Genomic DNA, 11,580 nt, shown 5'->3' on the forward strand with positions numbered 1-11,580 from the left:
CGATGGAAATGTTGAAGTTTGGTAAGTTTGCTGCGCTGGCTCTGGCCATGGCTGTGGCTGTAGGTTGCTCCTCCAAAGGCGGCGACAACGCTGGTGAAGGCGCTGTTGATCCAAACGCTGGTTACGGCGCTAACACTGGTGCTGTTGATGGCTCCCTGAGCGAAGAAGCAGCTCTGCGCGCAATCACCACCTTCTACTTCGAATACGACAGCTCGGACCTGAAGCCAGAAGCCATGCGCGCTCTGGACGTTCACGCCAAGGACCTGAAAGGTAACGGCGCTCGCGTTGTTCTGGAAGGCAACACCGACGAACGTGGTACTCGTGAGTACAACATGGCTCTGGGCGAGCGTCGTGCGAAAGCCGTTCAGCGCTACCTGGTACTGCAAGGTGTTTCCCCAGCTCAGCTGGAGCTGGTTTCCTACGGTAAAGAGCGTCCAGTTGCCACTGGCCACGACGAGCAGTCCTGGGCTCAAAACCGTCGCGTCGAACTGCGTAAGTAATTCGTCATGCGAACGTGCCGTCGTGCTGTAACTATTTTGGCTCTCAGTCTCACGCCGCTTGCGGCGTGGTCTGCGGTTCCTGTGGTCGATAGCAACTCTGGCTATGGAAATAGCGGGAGCAGTTATCCACCAGCGGGTTATGGCACGAACGGCGCCTATGCCGGGGGAGGGGTTTCGACCCCTGTCTCGGCACAGGGCGAGCTGTTCCAGCAACTGCAGCAAATGCAGGAGCAGATTGCACGGCAGCAAGGTGTGATTGAAGTTCTGCAAAATGATGTAGCGCGCATGAAGCAAGAAAGCCTGGAGCGTTACCAGGATCTTGATCGGCGCATAGGAAGCGGTGCTGCACCTGCCGCGACTCCTGAGAATTCTTCAGCTGGTGGCAATGCCGCCGCTGCCGCGGCCGGGGCTGCTACTCAAGCACCAGCTGCCAGTAGTGAACCGGGGGATCCGGCCAAGGAAAAGCTCTACTACGATGCTGCCTTCGACCTGATCAAGGCCAAGGACTTCGACAAGGCCAGCCAGGCCTTCTCGGCATTCCTGCGCAAGTACCCCAACAGCCAGTATGCTGGTAACGCCCAGTACTGGTTGGGTGAAGTGAACCTGGCCAAGGGTGACCTGCAAGGTGCCGGCCAGGCATTTGCCAAGGTGTCCCAGCTTTATCCAAAGCACGCCAAGGTGCCTGACTCGCTGTACAAGCTGGCCGACGTGGAGCGTCGCCTGGGTCATACCGACCGCGTCAAGGGTATCTTGCAGCAGGTTGTGGCCCAGTATCCGGGGACCTCTGCCGCTCAATTGGCGCAACGAGACTTGCAACGCATGTAAGCGTGCAGCTCATGTTTACAAGAAACCCGCGCTTGTCGCGGGTTTTTTCGTTAGAATCCACGCCCTTTTATGAAATACGCTTCCTGGGATCTGCGCGATGGCGGGGTTCCTTGAGGTGCCTGACGGAGGCGGACAGCCTGTTTAGCTGTTACGCCCGTGGCGAATATGCAAGACACATTGAGAATCACCGAAGTTTTCTACTCGTTGCAGGGGGAAACTCGGACTGCCGGGCTGCCCACGGTTTTTGTGCGCCTGACCGGTTGTCCGCTGCGTTGCCAATACTGCGACAGCGCCTATGCCTTCAATGGCGGTACCCAACGAACCCTCGACAGCCTGCTTGAGCAGGTAGCCGGGTTCCGCCCGCGTTATGTCTGTGTCACCGGCGGCGAGCCGTTGGCCCAGCCTAATGCCATTCCCTTGCTCAAGAAGCTATGTGACGCCGGTTATGAGGTATCGCTGGAGACCAGCGGTGCCCTGGACATATCGGCCGTGGACGTGCGAGTCAGTCGAGTCCTGGACCTGAAGACCCCCGGCTCCAAGGAAGCGCATCGAAATCGCTACGAGAACATCGAGCTGCTGACCGCCAATGATCAGGTCAAGTTTGTCATCTGCTCCCGCGAGGACTATGACTGGGCAGTGTCCAAGTTGATCCAGTACCGTCTTGAGCAACGTGCTGGCGAAGTGTTGTTCTCGCCAAGTCACCACGATCTGAATGCACGCGATCTGGCTGACTGGATCGTGGCGGACAACCTGCCAGTACGCTTGCAACTGCAGCTACATAAATACCTTTGGAACGATGAGCCAGGACGCTGAAATGACTGAATCAGTATTGAACCAAGCAACAGCTGAAAAACGCGCGGTAATTCTCCTGTCCGGTGGCCTGGACTCGGCCACTGTGGTGGCGATGGCCAGGGCCGATGGCTATAGCTGCTACACCATGAGTTTCGATTACGGCCAGCGCCATCGTGCTGAACTACAGGCGGCGGAGCGAGTGGCCCGGAATCTGGGCGTGGTGGAGCACAAGGTCATAGGCCTCAATCTGAACGGTATCGGCGGCTCCGCGTTGACCGATGCCTCCATCGATGTGCCGGAAGCGCCCAGCGAAGGTATTCCCGTTACCTACGTCCCTGCGCGCAACACCGTATTTCTTTCCCTGGCCCTGGGGTGGGCGGAAGTCCTGGAGGCGCGGGACATCTTCATCGGTGTCAACGCGGTGGATTACTCGGGGTATCCGGATTGCCGTCCAGAGTTCGTCGAGTCTTTCGAGCGCATGGCCAACCTGGCGACCAAGGCCGGGGTGGAGGGGCAGGGCTTTCGTATTCAGGCCCCGCTGCAGAACCTGAGCAAGGCCGAGATTATCAAGGCAGGAGTGCGCTTGGGAGTCGATTACGGACTGACCGTTTCCTGCTATCAGGCGGACAACGACGGCCGCGCTTGCGGCAAATGCGATAGCTGCCGCCTGCGTGCGGATGGCTTCCGCGCGGCCGGGATCAGCGACCCAACACCTTATTTTTGATTTTTTTCATCTAGGGTGTTGAATTCCCGTTAGAAATCAGTATTATACGCGCCACCACACAGCGGGTCGTTAGCTCAGTTGGTAGAGCAGTTGGCTTTTAACCAATTGGTCGTAGGTTCGAATCCTACACGACCCACCATATTCATGGTCGGAAGCGGTACTAGGAAGGGGGGCTTGCCAGGGCCAGTCTACTAGTCTTGCAGCCGTCTGGAGCGAACCATAGGCGCGCTCCTTGATGATGTCAATATGAAATAGCCCACTGCCGGTCCAGGTCAGTGGGTTTTTTCGTTCAAGCGGTCAACAAATCAGCTTCGCCTTAGCGCGAACTGGTCCAGCTCGATGCTTTTATCAGGAATCCTTGTGCAAACATCGACTTGCTGATGTCCGGCGCCGACCAGGCGTGCACAGTTCATCCTGCCGATGCCGACATTCCTGAAGCTGAACCTAAGCTGAACGAAGCTGGGCGTTTAGCTAGCTGTCAATTCCACCGGAAACTGCCGATGGCGCTTCTATCCGGTAAGAGATCCATCAGAGCTGCTGGCTCAAACGAATCCTCCATCGACTGGCAGGGAGGTATTCCTAAATCCGCCCAGAGCGTCCCAGGTCCGTCCCAACTCAGCTCATGAGAAAGCCCTGTGCTGGGCTTGGATATCTGTTCCAGCGGATATTTCTCAGGCCGTCTCTGCCTGGGCAGTGCTGCAAGCAGCTCAGAGGCCGTAGCGGGTTGTTGAGTGGGTGAGTCCTTCACTGTTGCGGCAATACCTTGCCCAAGCCCCTCTGGCATCTCCTCTGGGGCCGGTAAGTGTTCGGGTAGAGGTACAGGCTTAGGCTCAAGCGCCTGAGGAGCTATGACGTCCTCACGTCGCTCAAGCCTTATCGCACCCTGGTGCCAGCTACGTTCATCGAGCACTGCCCGCATATGTTCGTAGTCAGCCTCGATGTAACTCATCGTCGTGGCGATGTTCGAATGGTTCAGCAGTGTCTTGGTCAGGTGAATATTGCGTTCTGGTTGCCGCATCAAATCGGTAGCTAAGGTGTGCCTGAACCGGTGCGGCGTCATGCGTATACCGAAGGCGCTAGTCAGTTTTTTGTACATGCCCTCAACTTGATCGATGTTCATGGTTTTAGATCTATAGTGGATCGAGAACCGATTAACATTGAAAAGCTGATCTTGGCCCGAAAAGCCCTGGGATGAAGCAGCGTTCAAAAGTTTTTGTATGTGTGATTCCAAACCCTTCATGATGGGTACGCAAAACTCTCTGTGAGTCTTTTCTGTATCAGCATTCACGTAAACGAGTCTGTTGTCCCAGTCCACGTCTTGAACCCTAATGCATAGCAGTGCATTCAGGCGTATCCCGGTGTAATAGAACATCTCGAATGTGGCCAGCCAGAACCACGCAGGCGTTATCGGGCTGCGCTGACCAGAGATCTTCTCCTGGTCGACTAGGGATTGCAGCCAATGGCGTGCCTGGCGTATCCCGTCTCCCGAGATGATCTTGCTTGGCCGCTTCGGAGCAATGAGCGTGCTTTTCTTAAAAGGGTTGGTTAGCGAGCTGGGTATGATTTCGTACTCAAGCGCATAGCTCCAAATAGTGCGCAGATGATTTGAGTATGTGTTCCAACTTCGCCTAGAAAGCCCGCCCTCGACAACATTATTTCTCCAGGCGAGGATCTTTCTTCGGTCAAGGGTTGTTATATCTACCTCTTTACCAAAATTTTTAGTCAGCGCTTTCATGGCTGAGCGATAGATCTTAATACTTGCATCGCGCAATACATGATCCATTAGGTATTCTTGTAGCAGCGCAACCGGAGTCATTGGCTAACCCCTTCTTCAACTCTAGAGATGCTAGGGTTGTCCAGGGCAACTTCTGTGAAGATAGTGCTAGGGGCTCTTAGTAAATAGCCTTTAAGTTGTTTGGTTTTCCTTGGGCCTGAAACGTTGAAGGTCCAGATATTCAAACTCTTCTTCGTTTTCTCATGCAGCTTTTCCTTCTCGAACGCACGCTGAACTTGCTGCCAGGCAACCGTCCCGTTCTTGGTTGCGATCTGCTCAAGGGCCGGATGCTCTTGTATATAGCGCTTGAAGATACCTGGAGTAACGAGCATCGCTGTGCCGTCAACGGTATGAACCAGCGCTTTGGCATCATTGATGATGATTTTTCGGGAGGTGATTCCGGCCTTTAGCCACGCGACGAATCCCTGTCCCAGACTGATACTGGAAGGCATTGTGGTTACATCTTCTAGTGCTTGAGGCTCAGAACTGGCCTCAGAAGTGTATTCAGGCTGCGTCATCCCTGATTGAAGGGGCGATGCAGCCCCCGGGCCAGTGCTAGAACTTAGTACCTCTGCTGGCACCGTGATATTACTATAGAGTTTCAACAGCTCATCGATATCGGAGCTTTCCGAATCGATGCTCTGCAAGGTCTGAACTGGCTTCTGCCTTTTGGCTGGAGTAACGACAGGATCGGCCGCCGCGACATGGAGAGTGGGCTCGGCTGTAATCGGTTCGTCTGGAACTGCGCATGTCGTCTCCTGACGAGCTTCTGAGCCGTCTTGATCGACTTCGACCGTGACGGTGCCCGCGTAAGCCTCAGGACGATCAGCTGGATCAGCCCAGATTAGCGAAGGTGTGACTTTCAGTACCGTAAAGCTGTGCTTCCAGCCACGCCCTGTATCGACGGTCACCTTCCAGACAGCCTTATCCTTGGCATTCGTCTGAATAATGGCCTGGTCCTGCAGCATGTTGAAGAAAGGTGCATTGGAGGACGGAATGTTTTCACTGCCCTGCGAAAGCATTGCCGCCCTCAGGTGGTCCGCGGTCGGCTTGCTTACTAGCCAAAGAGCATCCTGTGCCAGCCAACCGTCAGCAGGACCGTCGGGGTGGTTGAGCTTGAACTTCTCACGCACCAGGTACCTGAGACATTCCACCAGTTGCCTTTGTAGCGATTGTTTGGGTGCTGCCATCGCACGGTCTGGATTGCCTCCGAGCTCCTGGGCCACTGATGCACTATCAGCCTTGATCACAATCTCACCGAGAATGCCGGCATTTTCGAACTGCCCTGCGACCAGGTAGATCAGTTGCGTCCATAGTTCCGGAAACCCGCAGAGCCAATCTAGAATCTCGGGGGCCAGGATCTGCGAATAGATCAAAGCAGTAGCAGCTCCGTGGAGCTGGTACTCACGACCTTTGACGTACTTGAATCGATAGGGCTTTGCGATTGGCCCATGCCATGGGTGCCAGATCTCTCCACCTTGAAGCTCGACACGAATATCGACTGCTACTTTGCCGAGGTCATGTAGCAACGCCCCATAGGCTGCCGCTGTTGTCCAAGCTTCAGCTTGGGCTGATTGCGACTCAGGCGGGGCGCCGATCGGTAGAAGGTAGGTTTGACGGATCTTCAAGGCGTAAGCCACGATCTCCAGTCCGTGATCGAGCAGGCCACCTAGATGGGCGTGGTGATGATTTTCTGAAGCCGGCATCAGCTGTACCAGCTCTGCGTACCGCTCAAGCGGCTGGCGGTAGAGCGTGTTGAACTGTTGGTGTGAGAGCGAAGCGCGGCGCCAGATGTTCTCCAGGAGCTCTTGGCGTCGGGGAGTGTTCAGCAGCGCAGCTGCGTTTGCCGGTAGGTGGAAGCCTTGTGGAGTTGCTTCTGAGGGTGGCCTAGCCGGTTTTCGGCTGAGCCAGGAAAGAATTTGCATTGGGCGCTCCATGAGGATTCATGGCGCGGGTTTTCCTCTACAGGCGGAATGCCAGCAACAGAAAACCATTTTTAGCGGCGAGAGGATTTTAGGGCACTGTGCCACTACGATGGGGCTCAAGTACTGGCGCCTTGGAGGTGTTAGTACGCTGAAGACGGTCAGAATCGGGCATTAAAATGTCAAGCACTGTCGTAGCTAACGAAGCTTGTCGCATTCCTAGCTCATCAATGTAAGGTAGAAATCATGAGCTACGGCCTTCGCGGCAAAGTTATCTGGGTCAACTTTACGAATGGTGCTATAGGACCGCCCTCCCCCCCGCAGAGGTATGTGTGCGGCGTCTGTCTCGTACTGACTAATATTTTAAGGCACGAGCAGTGAACCTATGGGAGAAAGAGTTCGATGCCGACGAATACGAGAACTCGAACTGGATGTCACCAACTGCGAGGCTCTTACGCAGATTCTGAGCGCTATGGACATCCAACGCCGGTATTTACTCTCTAGAGGCACACTGGCGACTCTCAATTTGGTGCGCCAAATTGACCACGGGTCAACCGTTTGTCAGAAGTTCTGTTAGTAATGGCTCCATTCAGGGAGGTCAAGCATTATTTGCCTACACTGGCTAATTGTGAGGACGTCCAAAGGATTGGAGGAGACTCGATGGCCCATGCTAGGAAGGTCGTCTTGATAACGGGTGTCGCGGGAGTTCTCGGCGAGGCCCTGACTGACTGTCTAAAGGATCACTACCACCTTGTCTGCCTGACTCATCGACGCGTGCCGCGCTGGGAGCGGCTCGAGACCCTCGTCGGTGACATCGGCCAGCCCAGGCTCGGTCTGGGGCGCGACGAGTTCGAGCATCTGGCGAAACGAATCGACTGGATCATCCATTCTGCGGCGATCACTCGCCTGGATGGCAAGGCCGAACAGATCCATCGGGTTAATTACATTGGCACCCGCCACATCCTTGAACTCGCCGAACGCGCCCAGGTACCGCTGTACTACATCAGCACTGCGTTTGCGTCTCCATGCGACTACTTCGAGGGTGTGGCAGGTGCAACCGTCTACGAAACGGAGAAGATTCGCGCCCAACAATTGGTGCGAGAATCAGGTCTGCCTGCTTCGATCTTCCTGCCGTCGATCCTGATCGGCGATGCCAGTACCGGGCGAATTTCCGAGCCCCAAGGCATGCATCGTTTGCTGGCGTTGCTCATGAGCGGACTGATGCCGCTGGTTCCTTGCCCGCAGTCTGCCTATGTTGATGTGATCGCACGGGATGTGGCCGCCCGGGCCATCGCACGGGCGATGGAGCAGGAGCGGGTCGGCGGCGAGTATTTCCTTACCAGTGGTGCCGCTTCACCCACGATGCGGATGCTGCTCGATACCGCGGATGACGTCTCTGCGCAAAACTCGTTGGTGTTCGATCGCCCACGCTGCGTAGCGCCGGACTGTTTCGAGCGCTTGATCAAACCGGTATTCCTGCCGACGCTACCGGTACGGTTGCGCACGCGGCTACTGCGTGCCTTTCGCATGACCCGCTACGCTAGTCTGCGCACGCCGTTACCCCAGTCCCTTGAAAGCCTGCTGTCCCCGGAGGACCTGGAAGAACGCGCGCCGATCGCCGAACTGCGCAATACCCTGATGTCGATCTCGCTGGAGATGGCGCGGGGCCGGAGTCTCGAGGTGCAAGCATGAGCGTCACTCAGACAACGCCGGTCGAACACCGTGAGCGGATCCTGGCCCTGTATCGTCGCCACGTGAATGCGGGGCAGGCCCGGCTCGCTTCGCTGATGAACCTGCCGATCGAGCGATCGGCGCAGGGTGCGAAGGTGTGGGACCATGGGGGCCAGGACTACCTGGATGCAGGAGGCTATGGGGTATTCCTGCTCGGTCACGGACATCCGACAGTGATTAAGGCGGTGACCGAACAGTTGCAACGGCTCGCGCTGTCGACACGGTTGCTGGTCAATGGCGAACAGGCCTGCGCGGCAGCCGAACTGGCCGCCCACTGCCCTGGGAACTTGCAGTATGTGTTCTTCTGCAATTCCGGCGCGGAGGCCACCGAGGCAGCGCTCAAACTTGCACAACTCAATGGCTGCCAGACGTTCGTCTCGATGTCGGGCGGTTACCATGGCAAAACGCTCGGCGCGCTGGCGATGACCGGACGCGAGCTCTATACCCAACCCTTCGCGGCGCGGTTGGGCACAACACACTTCATACCCTTCGACGATGCCGAGGCTCTCGAGGCGACGCTAGCACAGGCGACTGGCCGGGCTTTAGTGATTCTCGAGCCCATCCAGGCCGAAGGCGGCGTTCTGATTCCGAACACTGGTTACCTACGCCAGGTCCGCGAGGCCTGCGACCGTCACGCTGCACTGCTTATCTTCGACGAAATCCAATGCGGGATGGGACGCACCGGCACCTGGTGGGCCTGCGACCGGGAAGGGGTGGTGCCTGACATGCTGCTGATCGGCAAGGGGCTGTCGGGCGGCTGTGTGCCGGTGGGGGCGATGGTCACGACCGAGGCGATCTACCAGCCATTCAACCAGCATCCGTTCATCCACAGCTCCACTTTCGCCGGCAATCCGCTGGCGATGGCCGCCGTTCGCGCCACCCTGCAGGCAATGGATGACGAAGCGATCGTGGCGCAAGTGAGCAGCCTGGGCGAGCAACTGGCCGAGGGGTTGCGCCATGCAATCGTCCGGCGCCAGCTCGAATCGCGGGTGACGTTGCGCGCTGCCGGGCTGCTGTTGGGGATTGCCTGCCACGACGCGGCCGACGCAGGCCGTCTTGCAATGGCGATGCTTGAGCGACACGTGATTGTCTGCCACTCGATGAACGATCACCGAGTGGTTCGGCTGACGCCACCGGCGACGCTGACGGCAAGGCAGGTCGCTGACTTGATCCGGGTCTTCGATGAGGCGTTGTTAGCTATTTTCGGCGAACCGTTACCTGATACGCATGGAGAGCCGTCATGAGAAAAGTCCTGATCCACACCCACCTACCCGACTGCGAAGCGGACGCGGTGTTCACTGCGTTGCACGATTTCAGCGCTTATCCTGAATATTGCCAATCAGTACGGGCCGTCCAGGTACAACCCCTGGACGATCACCAGGCGCTGTCTGCCTGGGAGGTCAACTTCCAGAACGGCATTCTCAAGTGGCAGGAGCGCGACCGTTTCGATCCCGAACAGCGGCGGATCCAATTCGAGCAGTTCGAGGGCGACATCGAGCATTTTTCAGGTTGCTGGCAGGTTTGTCCGAAGAACCACGGCAGCCTGCTGATATTTGAAGCCCAATTCGACCTGGGAATCCCAATGCTGGCGGACATGCTCGATCCAATCGCACAGCAAGCTATCGAGGAAAATATTCGCTCGATCATCCACGGCCTGTTCTTCGTTCGGCGCACCGAAGCGGGCAGGGCACCATGAATTTCGCGTTTCTGGAGACACCGCGCGCACTGCTTGAGCGACATGCCCCCGGGTTCGACGCTGAACTTGCTGATATTCCGTTCACTAGCCGCGAATCGCGCGCGAGTCCGGCGATCCCGGCATTCAAGGCCCGTGGTCCAGTGGCCTTGCTGATTCCGGCCAGTGCAGGTGGCCTCGGTGCGTCGGCACTCGACGCCGTCCACGTGCAATGCGCACTCGGCGCGCGGGCGCCCTCGCTGGCAGTGGCGAGCACCATGCATCAGTTCTCGGTGGCGAGCCTGGTGCTGGCAGCCGCTGGCGATGCGACCCAAGGCCTGTTGTTGCGGGCAATCGCCGAACAGCGATTATTGCTCGCTTCCGGATTCGCCGAAGGCGTGCCAGGCCGGGGCATCCTCGATTCGGGCATGCAGGCCGAGTCCGCGGACGGCGGCGTTTACCTGACCGGGTGCAAGAAACCCTGCAGTCTGGCGACGTCGATGGACCTTCTCACCGCTAGCTACCTGCGCGAAACGCAGACGGGTGATGAGTTGATGATCGCGCTGATCCCCGCCAACACTCCAGGCATCAGTCTCCATGCCTACTGGAGCAATCCAGCGCTGGCCGGCGCGCAAAGCGACGAACTACGGCTGGATCGGGTTTTTGTTCCTAATCGGCTGAGCGTCTGCGCCGGTCCACGCGAAATTCTTGAACCCCTACAGTTGGCCGGCTTCGTGTGGTTCGAGCTGTTGATCAGTGCCGCCTACCTGGGCATCTGTGCAGGCTTGGTGGAGCAAGTGGTCGATGGCGCACGCTGGAGCGAAGCCGATCGGGTCGATCTGGGGTGCGAGCTGCAACTCGGGCTTGCGGCGTTGCAGGGTCTCGCGCGCGAGCTGGATGCCGATGGTGCACTGGCCGGGGACTTGCTGGCACGCCTGCTGTTGGTTCGCTATGGCCTGGAACGTTCATTGGCACGGGTTTCGGACCGGGCTCACGAGGCGCTTGGTGGGATGCGTTTCATCGCCTCGGGCGACGCCTCGATCAGGCTGCTATCAGCCCGTGGCCTGTGTTTTCACCCACCGGCCCGGATCGCCATGCGTACCGCCTTGGACGCGTACCTGCGCGGCGGGGCCTTCAACCTCACCTGAAGTGACCGCCCTCGGCCAACGCAGGGGGGCCAACGTAGAAATGTCGCATGCCGCGCGGTCACGCGAAACGCGAGAAAGGCAATTTTTGTCAGGAGGACAGGATATGCACCATGCCAATGATGGCTCCTACCACATCTTCGGCGTCTGCCATGAACCCGACAGCCGCTTGTTCGTCGACTACGCGGTCGACGACCCCGGCGCATGCGAACCCCGACTCCTGGATTTCATCCGTTGCTCCAGCGATCCCGCGCTGGCCCGCTGGCCTGCCCGGACACAACTGGCCAGCGGCGATGTCTTCGAAATCGAATGTGTGCAGGACGTGAGTGCCGCGCAGGAAGCAGTGGAGTTCTGGCGTGCGTACTTTCGCATGCTCGGCATGACCGTCTTCGAGGCCCGCCATCTGGTGGACCGGACCGGCGAATGATCCATCCGGGGAAGTGCCATGCGTTCGCGCGTCGAGCATTCCAGTTCCTGAGCACACCTCAAGACCTG

Annotated in this window: 11 protein-coding genes and 1 tRNA gene; 10 read left to right on the forward strand and 2 right to left on the reverse strand. The window is 57.8% G+C overall.

Going from position 1 to position 11,580, the window contains the following annotated elements; all coding sequences use genetic code 11:
• Window positions 1–2: 2 nt before the first annotated feature.
• From pal to C4K39_RS24120, 5 genes are all read left to right on the forward strand, one after another.
• Complete coding sequence (gene pal, locus C4K39_RS24100; RefSeq protein ID WP_022640504.1) at window positions 3–500, forward strand: peptidoglycan-associated lipoprotein Pal; 498 nt, start codon at window positions 3–5, stop codon at window positions 498–500.
• A gap of 6 nt (window positions 501–506) precedes the next feature.
• Window positions 507–1,325 (forward strand): tol-pal system protein YbgF, encoded by an 819-nt coding sequence (gene ybgF / locus C4K39_RS24105; RefSeq protein ID WP_068585265.1) that lies wholly within the window; start codon window positions 507–509, stop codon window positions 1,323–1,325.
• Between the two features lie 165 nt (window positions 1,326–1,490).
• On the forward strand, window positions 1,491–2,138 hold the full coding sequence (queE, locus tag C4K39_RS24110; protein ID WP_068585268.1) for a 7-carboxy-7-deazaguanine synthase QueE: 648 nt from the start codon (window positions 1,491–1,493) through the stop codon (window positions 2,136–2,138).
• 1 nt (window position 2,139) lies between these two features.
• Entirely contained in the window at window positions 2,140–2,841 is a 702-nt protein-coding gene (gene queC, locus C4K39_RS24115; protein WP_068585269.1) for a 7-cyano-7-deazaguanine synthase QueC, read from the forward strand.
• Window positions 2,842–2,904: 63 nt separating this feature from the next.
• Window positions 2,905–2,980: transfer RNA gene (locus C4K39_RS24120), tRNA-Lys, on the forward strand.
• A gap of 339 nt (window positions 2,981–3,319) precedes the next feature.
• Here C4K39_RS24120 and C4K39_RS24125 read toward each other — a convergent pair.
• Complete coding sequence (locus C4K39_RS24125; RefSeq protein WP_437179337.1) at window positions 3,320–4,624, reverse strand: site-specific integrase; 1,305 nt, start codon at window positions 4,622–4,624, stop codon at window positions 3,320–3,322.
• Between the two features lie 29 nt (window positions 4,625–4,653).
• Window positions 4,654–6,552 (reverse strand): MobH family relaxase, encoded by a 1,899-nt coding sequence (gene mobH, locus C4K39_RS24130; protein ID WP_124347566.1) that lies wholly within the window; start codon window positions 6,550–6,552, stop codon window positions 4,654–4,656.
• Window positions 6,553–7,197: 645 nt separating this feature from the next.
• Here mobH and C4K39_RS24135 point away from each other — a divergent pair.
• The 5 genes from C4K39_RS24135 (at window position 7,198) to C4K39_RS24155 (ending at window position 11,512) form a co-directional block, all read left to right on the forward strand.
• A complete protein-coding gene (locus C4K39_RS24135) occupies window positions 7,198–8,229 on the forward strand; it encodes an SDR family oxidoreductase (protein WP_124347567.1) in 1,032 nt (343 codons plus the stop codon).
• Complete coding sequence (locus tag C4K39_RS24140; RefSeq protein ID WP_124347568.1) at window positions 8,226–9,512, forward strand: aspartate aminotransferase family protein; 1,287 nt, start codon at window positions 8,226–8,228, stop codon at window positions 9,510–9,512. The genes C4K39_RS24135 and C4K39_RS24140 overlap by 4 nt, the downstream gene beginning before the upstream one ends.
• Window positions 9,509–9,964, forward strand: coding sequence for an SRPBCC family protein (locus tag C4K39_RS24145; protein ID WP_124347569.1), 456 nt, complete (start codon window positions 9,509–9,511; stop codon window positions 9,962–9,964). Before C4K39_RS24140 ends, C4K39_RS24145 begins: the two co-directional genes overlap by 4 nt.
• Window positions 9,961–11,088: an acyl-CoA dehydrogenase family protein gene (locus C4K39_RS24150; protein ID WP_124347570.1), complete on the forward strand. Its 1,128-nt coding sequence runs from the start codon at window positions 9,961–9,963 to the stop codon at window positions 11,086–11,088. The genes C4K39_RS24145 and C4K39_RS24150 overlap by 4 nt, the downstream gene beginning before the upstream one ends.
• Before the next feature lie 103 nt (window positions 11,089–11,191).
• Window positions 11,192–11,512 carry a hypothetical protein gene (locus C4K39_RS24155; protein ID WP_124347571.1) on the forward strand — a complete coding sequence of 107 codons (321 nt, stop codon included), beginning with the start codon at window positions 11,192–11,194 and terminating at the stop codon, window positions 11,510–11,512.
• The last annotated feature ends 68 nt before the right edge of the window (window positions 11,513–11,580 follow it).

Source organism: Pseudomonas sessilinigenes (assembly GCF_003850565.1).
In the GTDB taxonomy this organism is placed as follows: domain Bacteria; phylum Pseudomonadota; class Gammaproteobacteria; order Pseudomonadales; family Pseudomonadaceae; genus Aquipseudomonas; species Aquipseudomonas sessilinigenes.

What these genes read in the sequence shown, in the direction of transcription:
- C4K39_RS24125 (WP_437179337.1), bottom strand. Translation starts at nt 4,624, where the DNA reads ATGGATCATGTATTGCGCGATGCAAGTATTAAGATCTATCGCTCAGCC.
- mobH (WP_124347566.1), bottom strand. Translation starts at nt 6,552, where the DNA reads ATGGAGCGCCCAATGCAAATTCTTTCCTGGCTCAGCCGAAAACCGGCT.
- C4K39_RS24135 (WP_124347567.1), top strand. Translation starts at nt 7,198, where the DNA reads ATGGCCCATGCTAGGAAGGTCGTCTTGATAACGGGTGTCGCGGGAGTT.
- ybgF (WP_068585265.1), top strand. Translation starts at nt 507, where the DNA reads ATGCGAACGTGCCGTCGTGCTGTAACTATTTTGGCTCTCAGTCTCACG.
- C4K39_RS24150 (WP_124347570.1), top strand. Translation starts at nt 9,961, where the DNA reads ATGAATTTCGCGTTTCTGGAGACACCGCGCGCACTGCTTGAGCGACAT.
- queC (WP_068585269.1), top strand. Translation starts at nt 2,140, where the DNA reads ATGACTGAATCAGTATTGAACCAAGCAACAGCTGAAAAACGCGCGGTA.
- C4K39_RS24155 (WP_124347571.1), top strand. Translation starts at nt 11,192, where the DNA reads ATGCACCATGCCAATGATGGCTCCTACCACATCTTCGGCGTCTGCCAT.
- queE (WP_068585268.1), top strand. Translation starts at nt 1,491, where the DNA reads ATGCAAGACACATTGAGAATCACCGAAGTTTTCTACTCGTTGCAGGGG.
- C4K39_RS24145 (WP_124347569.1), top strand. Translation starts at nt 9,509, where the DNA reads ATGAGAAAAGTCCTGATCCACACCCACCTACCCGACTGCGAAGCGGAC.
- pal (WP_022640504.1), top strand. Translation starts at nt 3, where the DNA reads ATGGAAATGTTGAAGTTTGGTAAGTTTGCTGCGCTGGCTCTGGCCATG.
- C4K39_RS24140 (WP_124347568.1), top strand. Translation starts at nt 8,226, where the DNA reads ATGAGCGTCACTCAGACAACGCCGGTCGAACACCGTGAGCGGATCCTG.